The 18152-nt window shown below is 36.5% G+C and carries 12 protein-coding genes; 8 read left to right on the forward strand and 4 right to left on the reverse strand.

Annotation, left to right across the window (positions count from 1 at the left end; all coding sequences use genetic code 11):
• The 4 genes from ACH3PA_RS17875 to ACH3PA_RS17890 all read right to left on the reverse strand — a co-directional run bounded on the left by ACH3PA_RS17875 (position 1) and on the right by ACH3PA_RS17890 (position 7846).
• Positions 1 to 3621 (reverse strand): chemotaxis protein CheB, encoded by a 3621-nt coding sequence (locus tag ACH3PA_RS17875; protein ID WP_416442564.1) that lies wholly within the window; start codon positions 3619 to 3621, stop codon positions 1 to 3.
• A gap of 232 nt (positions 3622 to 3853) precedes the next feature.
• Positions 3854 to 5311 carry an aldehyde dehydrogenase family protein gene (locus tag ACH3PA_RS17880; protein ID WP_416442566.1) on the reverse strand — a complete coding sequence of 486 codons (1458 nt, stop codon included), beginning with the start codon at positions 5309 to 5311 and terminating at the stop codon, positions 3854 to 3856.
• A 244-nt stretch (positions 5312 to 5555) separates the two neighbouring features.
• On the reverse strand, positions 5556 to 6638 hold the full coding sequence (locus ACH3PA_RS17885) for a 3-oxoacyl-ACP synthase III family protein (RefSeq protein ID WP_416442568.1): 1083 nt from the start codon (positions 6636 to 6638) through the stop codon (positions 5556 to 5558).
• A 242-nt stretch (positions 6639 to 6880) separates the two neighbouring features.
• Complete coding sequence (locus ACH3PA_RS17890; protein WP_416442570.1) at positions 6881 to 7846, reverse strand: potassium channel family protein; 966 nt, start codon at positions 7844 to 7846, stop codon at positions 6881 to 6883.
• A gap of 309 nt (positions 7847 to 8155) precedes the next feature.
• On the opposite strand from ACH3PA_RS17890, the gene ACH3PA_RS17895 reads away from it, so the two are divergent.
• The 8 genes from ACH3PA_RS17895 (at position 8156) to ACH3PA_RS17930 (ending at position 18128) form a co-directional block, all read left to right on the forward strand.
• Positions 8156 to 9025: a manganese catalase family protein gene (locus ACH3PA_RS17895; protein WP_416442572.1), complete on the forward strand. Its 870-nt coding sequence runs from the start codon at positions 8156 to 8158 to the stop codon at positions 9023 to 9025.
• 165 nt (positions 9026 to 9190) lie between these two features.
• Positions 9191 to 10366, forward strand: a complete 1176-nt coding sequence (locus ACH3PA_RS17900; RefSeq protein WP_416442574.1) for a zinc-dependent alcohol dehydrogenase — start codon at positions 9191 to 9193, stop codon at positions 10364 to 10366.
• Between the two features lie 553 nt (positions 10367 to 10919).
• A complete protein-coding gene (locus tag ACH3PA_RS17905) occupies positions 10920 to 12032 on the forward strand; it encodes an NAD-dependent epimerase/dehydratase family protein (protein ID WP_416442576.1) in 1113 nt (370 codons plus the stop codon).
• Positions 12032 to 14065, forward strand: a complete 2034-nt coding sequence (locus tag ACH3PA_RS17910; protein WP_416448297.1) for a GDP-mannose 4,6-dehydratase — start codon at positions 12032 to 12034, stop codon at positions 14063 to 14065. The genes ACH3PA_RS17905 and ACH3PA_RS17910 overlap by 1 nt, the downstream gene beginning before the upstream one ends.
• A gap of 2 nt (positions 14066 to 14067) precedes the next feature.
• Positions 14068 to 15069, forward strand: a complete 1002-nt coding sequence (locus ACH3PA_RS17915; protein WP_416442580.1) for an MDR/zinc-dependent alcohol dehydrogenase-like family protein — start codon at positions 14068 to 14070, stop codon at positions 15067 to 15069.
• A gap of 14 nt (positions 15070 to 15083) precedes the next feature.
• Complete coding sequence (locus tag ACH3PA_RS17920; RefSeq protein WP_416442582.1) at positions 15084 to 16103, forward strand: Gfo/Idh/MocA family protein; 1020 nt, start codon at positions 15084 to 15086, stop codon at positions 16101 to 16103.
• Positions 16104 to 16119: 16 nt separating this feature from the next.
• On the forward strand, positions 16120 to 17214 hold the full coding sequence (locus ACH3PA_RS17925; protein WP_416442584.1) for a glycosyltransferase: 1095 nt from the start codon (positions 16120 to 16122) through the stop codon (positions 17212 to 17214).
• On the forward strand, positions 17211 to 18128 hold the full coding sequence (locus tag ACH3PA_RS17930; protein ID WP_416448298.1) for a CgeB family protein: 918 nt from the start codon (positions 17211 to 17213) through the stop codon (positions 18126 to 18128). Before ACH3PA_RS17925 ends, ACH3PA_RS17930 begins: the two co-directional genes overlap by 4 nt.
• Positions 18129 to 18152: the final 24 nt, after the last annotated feature.

An 18152-nucleotide genomic window follows, 5' to 3' on the forward strand; every position in this document is an offset into this window, starting at 1 on the left:
TTATACTTTGATTTTAAAATAGAAAGTACTTCCCACGCCGTACTGAGATTCTACCCAGATCTTACCGTCATGTAATTTTACAATCTTATCACAATGAGCAAGCCCTACGCCTGTACCTTCATATTTTTCTTCGGTAGGTACTCTACCAAAAATTTTAAAAATAGAATCCAGATCTTCTTCTTTTATGCCTATGCCATTATCTGTGATGGCAAAAGTCCAGTATGAACCTTCCTGAAAAGCAGATATACGTATCTCTGGTTTTACACCTTTACGGTTATATTTAATGGCATTACCAATAAGGTTTTGAAAAAGTAATCGCAGTTCTGTTTGATACACCTTAAGATTAGGCATTTTACCTACATGAATCTGAGCATCGCATTCTTTGATTCTTCGGCTGAGATCATATTTCACGATCTCGACCAGTTCTGCAATATTTACTTTGGTCTTTTTAAGGTCCTGCCCTATTCTGCTGTGTTCTAATAAGGCTTTGATCTGGTCTGCCATGCGGCCCGAAGCTTCGTGGATGTAGCCCAAATATTCTTTTCCTTTTTCGTTAAGCTCATCGCTGAACTTCTTGCTGATAAAGTCACTGCTAAATCGAATAGTAGAAAGCGGTTCCTGCAAATCATGAGAGCAAATAGAAACAAATTGCTCAAGATCTTTGTTAATACGTTCTAGATCGTCTTTCTGCTGCTGTAACGCGGTCTGAGCGACTTTAAGTTCAGAAATATCAACAAGTGCAGATCGTACTATGGTTGGGTTACCTTGCTCGTCTAGAGAAACATCAGAGTTTAGCATGATGGGTATTTCTCGCCCGTCTTTTGCGATCATGATCATCTCTTCATTCTTAATACTAGAGAAATCACGGATAGAATTCTGTATTTCTACAGCTTTTAACTTACTTTCTCTGGTGTAAAAATCAAAAACCGAGCGACCTATAAGGTCTTTTTTATCTGCGAAACCTAAAGTTTCTACTAATAATTTATTGCACTCTAAAATTGTTCCTGTACTTGAATTAATGCTAACGTGCATCACAGGATCGTCTTCATAGAATGCCTTGAATTTTTCTTCACTCTTACGCAATTCTTCCTGCGATTTGTGAACTTTTGTAATATCTATAAACGTGATTACAACACCATCTACTTTACCTTCAGATGAGACAAATGGTGAAATACGCTGTATAAAGTACCTGCCAGATTTACTGCGTATATTTTTCTCAAATACCTGAGAAGTACGCATCACTTTTTTCGAATTATCGAGAAGATTTGCCTTTTTACCAATCCCAAAATTTGCGATGAAATTATCAATAGATCTTCCTATATCCTGTTTCATCAACTTAAAGTGCTCTTTTACAGCCGGGGTAAACTTCCTAATTCTTAGATCTTTATCAAGAAAAACAGTACCAATGCGCGTACTATCAAGAAGATTATCCATATCTGCGTTTAGCTGCGCAAGATCTTCCATCTTTTGTATATACTCGGCATTTACTGTGTGCAATTCTTCATTTACACTTTGCAGTTCTTCATTTGTACTTTGTAACTCCTCATTAGAAGCCAGCAATTCTTCATTTGCTGCCTGTAATTCTTCATTACTTGTTTCTGCTTCTTCAAGAGCTCTTTTAAGATCCATTTGAGTTTCTCCCAACTCTTCTTCAAGATCTTTTATGCGCTCCTGTGATGTTTTATTTGTTGTAGCTTTTTGAAAAATTGTCTTACCATCCTCTTTTATTTCTTTCTCTATGAGAGTAATGATAAAGTTATATTTTGACTCATTAACTGTTTGCTGTAAAGGCTTTACAAGCAGATCAACAGTTTTTGAAACTTTTTCTTTATTTACTAAAGCATCTTTATAAAAAACAACGTTTTTAGAACGTACAGCTCTTCTAACCGCAGTAGTAATTGCGCCTTTAAGTTCTTCAGGGACCATTTGCAACAAATTGGTCGAGAAACCACTTTCAGGAAAAGCTGCATACTTTCTAAATGCGCCCATTGCTTCCATCACATTTAGCTCGTCATCTACAAATATACTGGTCGCGCCAAAATGCTCTATTACAGCATCACTTATATCTATCTTCAAATTCTCTGAGACAGAATTGGGAACAGGTGTAAGGTCTTTAGATGCTTTTTTATATGATTTTAGTTCAAGTCTGTTTGCCGTAGATTTCAATATTTCGCTTCTCAATCTTTTTGAAACTTGTTTATTTTCAAAAATTTTCCACTTTCTGTCAATCCCATTAAAATATTTTTCATGTACACCTAACGATTCACTGCTACCTAAAAATAAAATTCCTTTTAGGCTTAAGGCATAATGCAATACCTGAATTACTTTGTTTTGAACAGAGTTTTGAAGATAGATTAACAGGTTTCTGCAAACCACCATATCCATATTTTTAAATGGCGGATCCTGCACTATATTGTGATTTGAAAAAATCACAGATTTTCTAATTGAGTCTTTTACTTTATAGTTATTGAGCTCATCCTTTTCAAAGTATTTTTCAAGCAATTCTACCGAAATATCTCCTGCTACGCCTTCTTCATAAGACCCGTTTCCTGCAATATCAAGATGGTCCTGAGATATATCTGTGGCAAAGATCTTTAATTTTATATCTTTTTGCTGGGCCTCAATTTCTTCTTTAAAACTTATGGCTAAAGAATAAGCTTCTTCACCCGTACTACAACCTACTTCCCAAATTTTAAGTATATCACCTTCCTCCTTTGATCTCACAAGATCTGGAATCACCTTATTTTCTAAGGTTTCCCAAGCTTTATAATCTCGATAAAATTTAGTGACACCTATTAGAAACTCGTTGTACAGTACTTGTATTTCATCAGTTTCAATCTTAATGTAAGTCAAGTACTCTTCAAGTGAGTTTGTCTTAACAACACGCATACGTTTTGCAATGCGTCTTAATAACGTGGGTCTTTTATACAAGCCAAAATCAAGAGCGGTATTTTGTTTAAGTACCTGAAGGATCTCATTGAGAATATGCTCTTCATAGTTTACCAGCTCTGTATCAAATTCTATATTATTAGCTGTTTTAAAGAAAGTAACCAGCTCGTCACTCATCTGCTCTACGGGCACAATAAAATCTGCACAGCCCGTATTGATGGCGCTTTTTGGCATACCATCAAATTTAGCCTGCTCTGGAGTCTGTACCATTACAACGCCACCTTTTTCCTTAATGGCTTTAATACCTCGAGAACCATCACTTCCCGTCCCACTTAAGATTATGCCCGCGCAGTTTTGACCGCTATATTCTGCTAAAGATTCAAAAAACAAATTAATAGGAAGGTTTAACTGCATCCCTTTAGGTTTATCTAAAAGACGCAGGTGTTGGTTTTCTATTATTAGATTTTTTGTAGGCGGAATGAGATAAATACAATTCATTTTAATTTCTGAATCGTCTAATATCTCTATTATGGGTATTTTAGTATTCTTACTCAACAGTTCTGCCATAAGACTTTTATGGTCTGGCGAAAGATGTTGAACTACAATATAAGTATATGGTGAGTGGTGCGGAACGTTATCAAAAAAATCCTTTAGTGCCTGAAGCCCACCAGCACTGGCTCCTATGCCTATTATAATATGGTTTTCTGTATTGTGTGAGTGATTTTTGGCCACGAACTGACTAAGTATTGGTTTTCTTTTTGAGGGCGCCTTATTATTTATAATAATAATAAAGTCTAATTTTATCGAAAAGTACTACAATTGCCAAAATATTAATAACAATTACCTATAATTTAGGATTTCTTTATGTATTGCCAAAAGGAGATTTTGCTCATTTTAGACCGATTTTCTCACAAAAAAAGCCGGTTTTTATACCGGCTTTTTACATATATAATTATTAATCTATTTAGAAAGCGTAGTCCCTTTCTTTATGTTGAACGGTTATCCATTGAGCAGTTGTAAATTCTTCTTTTACAAATTCACCGTTAAATCTACCTACACCAGAATTCTTTTCGCCACCAAAAACAGCATTTGCATCATCATTTACCGGTTGGTCATTAATATGCATCATTCCTGTTTCAACATGTTGAGCAACATAGAGCGCACGTTCTGTATTTGCAGAATGTACAGCGCCGCTTAAACCAAGATCTGTATCGTTAGCAAATTTTATAGCTTCTTCATCTCCGTTAAATTTTATCAATAAAGCTACCGGACCAAAAATCTCATGTTGAGCGATGTCCATATCATTGGTCACATTTGTGAAAACTACAGGATGTATAATATTTCCTTCAACTTTTCGCTCTGTTTCTAATTTGGCTCCATTTTCAATTGCTTTATCAATCATCTCGACAATACCTTTTGTCTGGCTTTCATCAATAACTGGTCCTACTGAAATTCCTTCTTTAGAAGGGTCGCCTACTTTAAGTGATTTTACTTTGGCTATAAATTTCTCTGTAAATTCATCATAAACCTTATCATCAATAAGAATTCTGTTTATACCCATACAGATCTGTCCCTGATGCATAAATTTACCAAAAACAGCAGCTTCTACTGCCAAGTCAACATCTGCGTCATCAAGCACGATAAAAGCATTATTACCACCTAATTCTAAACTCAGCTTTTTAAACTGGCCGCCTGCTTTCTGGGCGATACCACGACCCACAGGCGTTGATCCCGTAAATGAAACTAATTTTGAAGTGGGATGCTCTACAATGTAATCCCCAATTTCTGAGCCTTTACCAAGAATTACATTAAATAATCCTTTTGGCAATCCTGCTTCTTCAAATATTTTAGCTAACAGAGTTGCTCCTGTCGCTGGTGTAAAACCTGCAGGCTTAAGTACAACCCCGTTACCTGTGGCTAATGCAGGAGCCACAGATCGCATAGAAAGATTGAGTGCAAAATTCCATGGACTGATAACAGTTATAACTCCTAGCGGTTTTCTGTACATCCGGCTTTCTTTACCGGGAACTATAGATGGAAATATTTTACCATTTATCTCATAGGGATAGCCAGATGAAAATCTCAAGGATTCCATAGCGATCATCCACTCAGTCTCTGCCTTTACGTCTGTACCTCCAGATTCTTTAATAATCCATTCTTTGATCTCATCTTTACGCTCCAGCATGATTGCCACCGCTTTATCAAAAACATTACGCTTTTGAGATGGCGTTGTTTGTGCCCATTCTTTTTGAGCTTTCGCGGAAGCTTCATAAGCCTCATCAACATCATCCTTATTAGCGGCAGCTATTGTAAAAATTGTTTCTTGTGTGTAGGGATTTTTGTTATCAATTGTAGATTTGCTTTTTCCTTTTCTCCATGTACCTGCAATATAATTGAGGTTTAAATCTTTATACTTTGTCATAGCAATTTTATTTATATTCAATGACTTACATATTTTAATAATAAATTAAAATTATAGTAAATCACATATTCATTTATAATTTCAATTAAAATTACAAAGAGAAATTTCAATTACCATGATAAATATCTATTTTAGGAATACTTTAATTCTATGGTCTACAAGAAGCCAAATTTTTTAAGATTTAGGTATAAAAAAACCCTCAAACGTAAGCTGCCTGAGGGTTAAAAGTTTTTTGAATATTTTTTTAAACCTTATAAACTATTGCGTTAATATTCATCCCTGCCCCTACTGATGCAAAAACGATTGTATCACCTTCATTAATTGAATGACCTTCTAATTTTCCTTTTAAAATAAGATCGAGCAACGTAGGAACAGTTGCCACAGATGAATTGCCTAACCATGAAATGATCATGGGCATAATACCTTCAGGTACTTCATCGATATCATATAATTTATAAAGGCGTTCTATTATCGCATCGTCCATCTTGCCATTAGCCTGATGAATTAAAACCTTATCTACTTCACGTATGTCTATTCCGCTTTTGTCAAGACAGGCTTTTATAGAAGCCGGAACATTTTCAAGTGCATATTGATATAATCTGCGACCGTTCATTTTTAAAAATAGATCTTTCTCCAGTTCAGGATCCTGCTTATAAGACCCGGCCATGGTTAACATTTTAGAATAAATGTAAGTATCAGATCTCGTTTTATGACTAATGATACCTTTAGGTTTATCTGTTTCAAAAGCTTCTAAAATAGTAGCTCCTGCCCCATCTGCGTATATAAGACTATCTCGATCGTGAGGATCAATAATTCTGGATAGGGTCTCAGAACCAATTATTAAAATTCTTTTGGCATCACCAGATTTTATATAATAATCTGCTTGTATGGCCGCTTGCACCCAGCCAGGGCAACCAAAGGGAAGATCGTAGGCTACAGTATCGGGATTTTCTATTTTTAATTTATACTTTACACGTGCAGCCAGCGTGGGAACCATATCTGTGCGATTGCTGCCATGTTTTATATCGCCAAAGTTGTGTGCTACTATAATATAATCAAGAGTTTCTTTATCAATCCCGGCATCTGTGATTGCTTCTTGTGCGGCATGATAAGCCATATCTGAAGCAACCATATTATCATCTACATAGCGGCGCTCTGCAATAGTAGTTATCTCAAGAAATTTATCAATAACTTCCTGATTCTCTTTTGGGATACGATTACCACAAGATTGATAAAATTCATGCTTTAGAAAATCTTCATTCTTAACCTTTCGTTTAGGAAGGTATATTCCTGTTCCTGTTATAACACTGCATAACTTCTTACTCATTCAATGGGGGTCTTAATTATTGCCTTTTTCAGGCCATTTTAGCTTATTTTTCTGGATGGCGGGGTAAAATACAACCTTAATTTTTATATTATATTATTTCGAAAAGATGTATACAAAACTCAAGACTTAAATTTCATACCTAAATTATTGAAAATCAATAGTTTACAATCATATTATTATATTACTTGGAGTACTTAAAAAATCAAAAATAATTTATCTTTCCTATCACAACTGGAATTTCTTTAACTACGAGAATTTGTATAGACATCTGTCCACTCCTTGCCTATACTTTTTAAAGTTGAAGTTACTAAACTATCCATTTTTTGTGGTTGAATAATTTTCTCTTTATATCTCTCTAGCCATATCATTCTCATTTGGCCTAACTCTGCCAAGCGCTTTTCGTCTTTAAATTTCTCATTTTTATGAATCTCAAGATAATCATCAATAGCTGCTAAAAGCGCGTCTATTTTCTTCACTTGTTGAGAAGAAATGTCTAACCTGTTTTTTACCACCCGCAACACCTCATATAAACTTGCTAACTGCACCACTGCGCTTAATTTATTAGAATTGCTTAAAAACCTTTGAATAACAGGATATGAAAAATGATTTACATTATGCTTTAGAATTAGTGTACGCAAATCGCTTGTACTTTCTAAAGCGAGTTTTCCATCCTGCAGTAAATATGTATACAGACTTTCTACATCTTCTCCCATAGTAGAAATATAAGTAGCCAGATTCTTTTTGTGATTTACAGCATTAAGTACAGCAATAAGATAAGTAATATTCATAGTGAGCATGATAAAGCCAGAGAAAGACACAACACCACTCAACACCCGGCTTAGGTTATTACCCGGTATATAATCACCTATTCCTGCTGTAGAGATGACATAGCATGTATAATAGAATCGCTCTATTGCAGAAGCCGGCACTTTTGTCACACTATTTACTACCATATCTGGTTCACTCAAAAAAATGAGGTAACTACCGGCGAGAAGCAGCACTAGCCAGATAAACGAGTTCACGAGCAGATGTAATAATCCCGAATATTTATATAAAAACCGACTTTTAGGGCCTAAAATCAGATAAGTTAGTCCATTATTTATGCTTCGCGAAAGAAAACCATATCCCTCACTTGAGAGTGTGGTATGAAAGAAGTCTATAAAGGTCAAAACAACCAGACCTATGCCCACAATTAAATATATCTCCATCTCGTTTTTGGTTTAGCCATATGTAATGGCAACTTCAGTAAATAAAATTTAAAAAATATACTTCTACAGCAATTTTTCTTCATGCTATTTTATTAAGGTATTCCCCTGTTAACAAATAAATAACAAGAATAACTGTTTAAAAAACGCCTTAAAACAGGCAAAAAATGGCTCTACAGATGAAAAAACGCTATTTTTTTCGTACAAAAAATTTATTATCATTAGTTAAAAAAGTTAATTTCAAATAATAAATAATTTTCGTCATATAATTTTAGAATACTTTAATTAACTAATAATCAAAAAACTAAAATTATGTTTTATCACGACGGAAAATTACAGTATGAGGTAAAAGTAGACAAACCTAATCCTCAATTTGCAAAAATGTTGCAACAAGCCATAGGCGGTATAGAAGGAGAAATAAAAGTATGTCTGCAATACTTTTTTCAAGCCTGGGGTGCCAGAGGACCCGAAAAGTATCGCGATATGCTTTTAGAAACCGCAACAGAAGAATTGGCGCATGTAGAATTATTATCTACAGCGGTAGCTCTCAATCTGGAAGGAGCATCAAATAACTTAAAAGACGAAATGGCAAAAGATCCTTTTCTCGATCAAATTATGGGCGGTGCAAATCCGCGCCATATTCTCTCTAGTGGTATGGCTGCTATGGCTGTAGATAGTAATGGTGTACCTTTTAATGGGTCATGGGTAATTGGCACAGGTAATCTGGCTGCAGATATGTATGCTAATGTAACTGCAGAGTCTGCAGGACGTGTACTGGCCACTCGTTTATGGAAATCTACAGATGATAAAGGAATGAAAGATATGCTTTCTTTTCTCATAGCACGTGACACGATGCATCAAAATCAATGGTTAGCAGTTCTTGAAGAGATAGGCGGGCTAAAAGGAAATCACCCTATACCTAACAGCTTCCCACAAGAGGAAGAAAACCAAAACTTTAACTACAACTTTATTTCTACTCATATCAATGGGGATTCTAAAGCTAAAGGAAGATGGAGTGAAGGAACTTCTATAGATGGAAAAGGAGAATTTACATTTGAAAAAGCGGTCCCTCAGGGCAAAAAACCCAATTTAGGAATGCCAGATCCTGCTGCTTTCGCCCAGAAAGAGCAAATGGAAAGTGGTGAGTCTTTTATAAAATCGACTTTAGATAAACTGAAGTAGTATAAAATCATTCTACTAATAAAAGCCTGGATTTTTTCAGGCTTTTTATATTCTAGTACAATTCTAAAAACTTAAATATATGTGAATTACGATTTCATTATAATTATTAGGATTGGGTTATTACTAAATTTCATAAAAACTAATTAACAACTCAAACTTATTTTTATGAAAGCACTTGTATGGCATGGACGCAATGATGTGCGTATAGACAATGTTCCCGATCCTACAATTAAGGATCCTAATGATATAATTCTTAAAATAACTTCAACCACAATATGTGGTTCAGATTTACACCTTGTAGACGGGATGGTTCCCACTACCGAGAAAGGAGACATTCTGGGTCATGAATTCATGGGAGAAGTTGTAGAATTAGGAAGCAATGTGAAAAAATTTAGAAAAGGAGACCGCGTGGTAGTACCTTTTACTATAGCTTGTGGTCACTGTAATTATTGTAATGACACGTTATTTTCATTATGCGATAATTCTAATCCCAATCCAGATTTGGCTAAAGCCAACTTAGGTCACACGATTTCAGGTATTTTTGGATACTCTCATATGTTAGGAGGTTTTGACGGTGGTCAGGCTGAATATGTGCGTGTTCCTTATGCAGATGTAGGCCCTATTAAAGTACCAGACAACCTTACAGATGAACAATCTTTATTTTTATCTGACATTTTTCCTACAGGTTATATGGCAGCAGAAAATGCAGATATAAAACCGGGAGATACGGTAGCTATATGGGGCTGTGGTCCCGTGGGTCAGTTTGCTATACAAAGCGCCTGGATGCTGGGTGCTGGCAGAGTAATTGCTATTGACAATGTTCCTGAACGGCTTAATATGGCAGAAACTCATGGTAAAGCAGAAACAATTAGAACTACTGCCCGTGATGATGTTTATGAGAAATTAATGGAAATGACTAACGGTAAAGGACCAGATTCTTGTATTGATGCCGTGGGTGCAGAGGCACATGGTGACACCTTTATTGGCAAGGCTATAGACAAAACAAAAGAAGTTTTACAAATGCCTATGTCCCGTCCTTATGTTTTGCAACAGATAATGATGAGTTGTAAAAAGGCAGGTACTGTTTCTATTCCCGGTGTTTATATTGGGATGGTTAATGAAGTTCCCTTTGGAGCAGCAATGAATAAGGCTCTAACATTTAAAATGGGTCAAACTCACGTGCAGCGGTATTTAAAGCCTTTAATGGAAAAAATAGAAGGCGGCCTTATTGATCCTTCATTTGTTATTACCCATAGAATGAAACTAGAAGACGCCCCTAAAGCGTATGATATATTTAAAAATAAGGAAGACAATTGTATTAAGGTAATTTTGAAACCCTAATAAAACGGAATTTTAGAACTTTAAAAACGGCTGTTACAAGCCGTTTTTTTTATGCTATAATATATGCATTGGGTTACTTTATTATTTTTTAGAGTTTTTATTATCATTAATAATTGTTTTTAAACTAATAAAACATTGTTTTAAGAAATATTTAAATAATTTCTATTAGGATAAAGCTGCTGTCTCTCCTAAATTTGAATAAGAAAGAAAGAAACTTCTGACTATCAATATAGTTAGTAATTGTTTTTATTCGTGATCCCTTAATATTCTACCCCCGTAGACACGAGTAATAAATATCTCTTTCTTCTAAAGCAACTAACAACCTAAATCTTTATACGATGCTGATAATCGCTTCAAAATTTGCATTGGCTCCTTCTTTTTCAATCTCTTCAGAGTTTACTATTCTCAAAATTGTCCGGCGGGCTTTCGGTTTACTGCAATCGTACCTATTGTACAATAATATTTTATCTCACCATTTCTATTAAAAGCATAATAAGTAATAATCACCTCCACACATAAATAGTTATTTCATTTAAAACCTTAAATCCAGTACATGAAAGGAAAAGTATTAATTACAGGGGGAGCAGGCTTTATTGGCTCACATCTGGCAGATGAACTTATAGATAATGGATACACTGTGCGAGCATTAGATAACTTGTCGCCACAGGTACATGGCGGGCAAGCCAAAAGACCTGATTATTTAAATTCTCAGGTCGAGCTGCAGATAGGAGATGTACGTGATGAGAATGCTGTCTCACAGGCCCTTGAAGGGATAGATACTGTTTTTCACCTGGCAGCTATGGTAGGCGTAGGTCAAAGTATGTATCAAATTAAAGATTATACAGAGGTAAATAATCTGGGTACAGCTGTTCTTTTAGAACAACTCATTAAAAATCCTGTAAAAAAGCTGGTTGTAGCTTCAAGTATGAGCATTTATGGTGAAGGGTTGTATGCAGATAAAGAAGGTAAACCCTATAGCAGTTGCCAAAGAAACATAGAGGATCTCAAAAACGACAACTGGGAGATGCAAAATGAGAGTTCTATTCTTTCTCCCGTACCTACACCAGAAAATAAAAAACCCAATTTATCATCTGTATACGCGCTTTCTAAATATGACCAGGAAAGATTATGCTTGATGACGGGTAAAGCTTATAATATCCCTACTACAGCCCTCAGATTCTTTAATATATATGGCACAAGACAGGCTTTATCAAACCCATATACTGGGGTGCTTGCCATTTTTGCTTCAAGGCTTCTTAATGAGCGTGCTCCCATGATATTTGAAGACGGTTTACAAAAAAGAGATTTTATTCATGTTAAAGATGTTGCTCGAGCATGTAGATATGCCATGGAAAAATCAACAGCTAATAATGAGGTTTTTAATATTGGCAGCGGCAGGCAATACACCGTTATAGAACTCGCAGAGAGACTTGCTGCAGTTATGAAGAAGCATATACAGCCAGAAGTTACCGGCAAATACAGAATAGGAGATATAAGACATTGTTTTGCAGATATTTCTAAAGCCCGTGAACTTTTAGATTTTGAACCAAAAATTGATCTGGAAGATGGTCTTGCTGAACTTGCAGATTGGTTAAAAGATCAAATTGCCATAGATAATGTAAATAAAGCAAGTGTTGAGCTTGCCTCAAGAGGACTAACCGTTTAATGTATTTAAAGATGATCAATGCTGAAATAAAAAAAACACCTGTAATTGGTATACTAGAGTGGTTTAGACCGGGAGAGTATGAAGAAGTAAAAAATGCAATTGCAGACCTTAAAAATATTGGAATAAAGAATTTACGTACCGGTATTTCCTGGGCAGATTGGTATGTAGAAGGTACGCAAGAGTGGTACGACTGGATGTTTGAGCAGTTGCATCAAAACGAAATTGAGATTCTGCCATGCTTTCTTTACACACCTCCTTCTATTGGTGTGGTGGCAAAAACTTCATCACCACCCAAATATCTTAAAGCCTATGCAGATTTTATTGATGTTATGATAACCCGCTATGGGAAGTATTTTGAATGGGTAGAATTATGGAACGAACCCAATAATCAAATTGAATATGATTTCACTTTAGATTATTCATGGAACAAGTTCTCTACCATGATAGATATGGCTGCCTTTTGGGCAAAAGAAAGAGGAAAGAAAACCCTCCTGGGCGGCATGAGCCCCATAGACCCAAACTGGTTACAAATGATGGCCGAAAAAGGTACACTAGAAAATATTGATGCAATAGGCATTCATGGGTTTCCTCACGTCTTTGACCAGCAGTGGGAAGGATGGAAGGAAAATATTAACCATGTAAAAAAAGTACTCGAGCGTTTTGACCTTAAAAAAGAACTGTGGATTTCAGAAGTTGGCTTTTCTACCTGGCAGTGTGATGAATATAAACAATTTGAAGAATTTAAAAATGTAATACAAACCAGTGCAGACAGAATTTATTGGTACAGTTTAAAAGATCTCGCACCTAAAAATGCTACCGTAGGAGGTTTTCATCTCGACGAGCGGGAATATCATTTTGGCCTTAAAAAGATTGATGATTCACCTAAGCTACTATATAAGCTATTAGCTAAAAAAGGGGTTAAAGCAATTTTTGATCATGACTATCTACATAAAGAATATTTACTCAACACAGATGAGAATTATATTCTTATAACCGGTGGAGCTGGCTTTGTAGGGACAAATCTTGCTAGCAGACTACTGCAGGAAGGTAAACGCGTCATGATATATGACAATCTTTGTAGAGATGGTGTAGAAGAGAATCTACAATGGTTAAAAAAAGAATATCCTTCATCTCTTTTAATACAAATAGCAGATGTTAAAGAGACGCGGCTACTAGAACAAAGCGTTCAACATGCAGAGGCAATATTTCATTTTTCGGCCCAAGTTGCTGTAACTACTTCACTTATTAATCCGCTTCATGATTTTCAGGTTAATCTGGAAGGCACTTTTAATATACTTGAGGCTATAAGAAAATCATCTCATAAACCACCCTTATTCTTTACATCTACAAATAAAGTATATGGCAATCTTACAGATGTAAGAATGATTGAAAAAAAGACCCGTTATATACCAGAGGATAAGGAAATACAGCTTCGGGGCGTAAATGAAAAAAGAGCTCTTGATTTTCATAGTCCGTATGGCTGTTCAAAAGGAGGAGCAGATCAATATATACTAGATTATTCCCGTTCCTTCGGAATCAAAACAGTTGTATTTAGGATGAGTTGTATTTACGGTCCTCATCAATTTGGAACAGAAGATCAGGGCTGGGTGGCTCATTTTTTAATCAACGCCTTAGAAAATAAACCTATCACCATCTATGGTAATGGCAAGCAGGTGCGAGATATACTCTATGTAGATGATCTGGTGGAAGCTTTTCTGCTTGCCCATAAGCACATTGACCTTGTTAAAGGTGAAGTCTTCAATATAGGTGGCGGCGCACAAAACACAGTGAGTTTACTCGAACTACTTGAAATTATAAAAGATCAAACTGGTGAAAATATAAATACCTCTTTTGAAGAGTGGCGCACAGGAGATCAACAATATTATGTTTCTAACACTACTAAATTTCATGAATTTACAGGTTGGGAGCCAAAGTACTCTGTTGATAAAGGTATTGACTCAATAATAAATTGGCTTACAGCAAATAGAATAACCTCAAAACGTACATCAACTAAAAATGAAATTACCGTATGAGAATGAGCAGAACTTTACAAAGCACGCCACCGGTACACAAATCACAACTTTATAAAGCTGCCGTCATTAAAAATCCAGGTGAATTAGAAGTTATAGAAGTATCGAGAAAAAAGCCAGAAAATGATGAGGTGCTTATAAAAATAGAAGGTTGTGGTGTTTGTGCATCTAATATTCCGGTTTGGCAAGGCAGAGAATGGTTTTCTTATCCTGTAGAAGCAGGCAATCCCGGTCATGAAGGCTGGGGTATAATAGAAGAAGTGGGTGATGATGTGACAAATCTCACCCCGGGACAAAGAGTTACGGGACTATCTTATAACGCTTACGCGGAATTTGACACAGCTAAAGCCGAAAATCTAGTGGTTATGCCAGATTTATTTGACGATAAACCATTTCCCGGTGAACCTTTGGGATGTGCCATGAATATATTCGCGCGCAGTGATATAAAAGCAGGACAAACCGTTGCTGTTGTAGGCTGTGGCTTTTTAGGCCTGTTGCTCATACAATTACTTAAATCTGATGGAGCTAGAGTAATAGCTATTTCACAAAGAGATTTTTCGCTTCAGGCTGCAGCACAATCTGGTGCAGATCACTTGATACCCATGCATGATCATAAAAAAATAATTGAAGAGGTCAGGGATATCACACATGGTAAGTTTTGCGATCGGGTAATTGAAGCTACCGGTAAAGAATGGCCTCTCAACCTGAGTATAGAACTTACAGCAGAGAAAGGTAAATTAATAGTTGCGGGTTTTCATCAGGGAGGTATGCGCAGTTTAAATGTACAGCTGCTTAACTGGAGAGGGATAGATATGATAAATGCTCATGAGCGCGATCCTCAACAATATCTAAACGGAATAAGAAAGGCCTTTCTCGCCATAGAGACAAGTAAAATGGACCCCTTCCCCCTATTTACACACACATTTGCTTTAGCAGACCTAGACCAGGCATTACAAAATCTTGAGCATCGGCCAGATGGTTTTATAAAAGCTCTAATCCTCAACTGAAAAAATATTTAGCTATGCAATTAGAAACCTTAAATAAATCTTCAGTTCAGCATTTAAAACTTGGCTTTATAGGCGTAGGCTGGATAGGCCGTAACAGAATGGAGGTATTATTGAACAATGCGCAAGCAGATGCAGAAATTATCGCTGAAACCGATGCTAAAAACGCCCTAGAAGCTCAAAAATCCGCCCCAAAAGCAAGAAAAGCAGTTTCTATAGAAGAGGTTTGTAAAGCTGAAATTGACGGTGTGGTTATAGCTACTCCCAGTGCAATGCATGCAGCACAGTGTATTCAATCTTTTAATGCCGGCAAATCTGTATTCTGCCAGAAGCCTCTGGGCCGCAGCGCTGCAGAGGTTAAAGAAGTTGTTACTGCTGCTAAAAATGCAGATAAACTACTTGCTGTTGATCTTTCTTATCGCTATACAAAGGCTTTTAAAGCAGTTTATGATCTTATTCAATCTGGTGAACTGGGTACTATTTTTTCAGTCAACCTCATATTTCATAATGCGTACGGGCCAGACAAGCCGTGGTTTTATGATATACACAAATCAGGAGGCGGCTGCGTAATAGATCTGGGCATACACCTGATTGATCTGGCAATGTGGGCGCTAGATTTTCCTGAAGTTGAAGTAAGCACTACTCACCTTTACTCGCGAGGTCAGAAAATAAGTAACATAGGTGAGCAAGTTGAAGATTTTGCAGATGTAAAACTGATTGCCGATAACCATACTTCTATAAATCTGCGATGCTCCTGGCATGTCTCTGCAGGCAAAGATGCTATTATCAAGGCTGAATTTTTTGGCACAAACGGAACCGCAAGCTTTAAAAATATTAACGGTTCCTTCTATGATTTCATTGCTGAAAAATATACAGGTACCTCAACACAAACATTAGTCAATCAACCTGATGACTGGAGTGGCAGAGCGGGCTTAGTCTGGGCTCAGGACCTTCTTGATGGTAAAGGTCACAATGCGAGAACGGCGCAGGAATTCATAAAAATCGCAGAAATTATTGATGAGATTTATGGCAGGTAAACGATTAAAAATATTGATGACAACAGACACACTGGGGGGTGTATGGTCATATGTTTGCCAGTTATGTAAAGCCTTGGCCCTTTATGATGTAGAGATACACCTTGCAGCTCTGGGAAGATGGCCTACTCGTGATCAGGAGAGAACAATTAGTAAAATTCCCAACACCATTTTGTACAAAAGCGATTTCAAATTAGAATGGATGCAGGATCCCTGGCGCGATGTTGAGAAATCAGAAAAATGGTTAACAGCTATCTATCAAACGGTTCAGCCTCATATTATTCATCTAAACAATTTTACAAAATTTAAGACCAGAAATACTTGCCCTGTAATTACAGTTTATCACTCCTGTGTAGAAAGCTGGTTTAGAGCTGTAAAAGGAGAAAATCCGCCACAGGAATTTAAAATTTACCTAAAGCATAAGAAAATCGCCTTAAAACAGGCAAATATCGCCATTTTCCCTTCTAATTCCTTTCGTAAAGAAATCGTAGAGCAGATAGAGCTTAATGTAGAAACACAAACTATTTACAACGGCTGCGATTTACATTCCTCTTCTCGATTAGAAAAAGAAGATATGATCTTATGTTCTGGCCGAATATGGGACGAAGGTAAAAATCTTCACTTGTTATGCCATATCGCACCTCGTCTGCCGTGGCCTGTTTATGTTGCAGGTGAGAATGTACATCCCAATACCGGTAAACCGGTCGAGATAAAAAATGTGTTCTTCCTGGGAAACTTGTCTAAAACAAGTTTAGAAACATGGATGAAAAAAGCTTCAATTTATGTGAGTACTTCTCTGTATGAGCCTTTTGGTTTAGGTGTTTTAGAAGCTGCTAAATGTGAATGCGCTTTAGTACTCAGCCACATAGATACCATGGAGGAGATTTGGCAAGATAATGCTGTTTTCTTTGATCCGCTTGATGCAGAAGACTTATTGCAAATTGTCCTGCTTCTAATCAACAATACCAATTTTAGGCATGATTTAGCCGAAAAAGCATATAAAAAGGCAGGTTTTTATTCCGCTAAAATAATGGCAGAAAACTACTACAACCTTTACCGGGAAATGCTTAACCCAGTATTATTAACAAAACAACCATCAACTGTTAGCATATGAAGTTCGTCCTCTTTTATCACTCTTTGTATTCAGACTGGAATCATGGTAATGCTCATTTCTTACGCGGCATTGTAAAAGAATTAATAAAACGTAATCATGAGGTAGACGTCTATGAGCCTGAGAACGGATGGAGTCTTACAAATCTGATTAAAGATCATGGTGTAGACAAACTTGACGAATTTAGACAGTATTACCCAACGCTGCACCCGCAATTTTATAATCCGGAAGAGCAACTTAATTATAAAGCCATGCTGGGCGATGCAGACGTGGTAATCGTTCATGAGTGGAACAGCAAAGAACTTATTGCAGAAATAGGCGCTGAAAAAGATAAGTATGATTATAAACTTCTTTTTCATGATACACATCACAGAGCAGTGTCTAACATAAAAAGTATGTCACAGTATAATTTTGATAATTATGATGCGGCTCTTGTTTTTGGCAATGTTTTAAAAGAAATCTATGAGCGTAAGCAATGGTTTCCCCAAGTATTTACTTGGCACGAAGCAGCAGATACAGAATTATTTAAACCAGAACGCAATCAAGATAAAGAAGGTGATCTTGTATGGATAGGCAATTGGGGAGACGATGAACGCACAGAAGAATTAAATGAGTTTTTAATAGAACCTGTAAAAGAATTAGGCATAAAAGCGAAAGTCTTTGGAGTACGTTATCCGCAAAAAGCATTAAAAGCCCTCGATGATGCAGGCATAGAATATGGCGGCTGGCTCCCTAATTATAAAGTACCAGAAGTTTTTGCCAGATATAAAGTTACCGTACATGTGCCCAGAAGACCTTATGTGAAAATGTTACCGGGTATACCCACTATAAGACCTTTTGAAGCGATGGCTTGCGGTATACCTCTAATATCCTCACCGTGGCAAGATAAAGAACATCTTTTTTTCGCCTGGAGCTGATTTTTTAATGGTCAAGTCAGGAAA

Origin of the sequence: Leeuwenhoekiella sp. A2 (assembly GCF_047946655.1) — a bacterium.
Taxonomy (GTDB): Bacteria; Bacteroidota; Bacteroidia; order Flavobacteriales; family Flavobacteriaceae; genus Leeuwenhoekiella.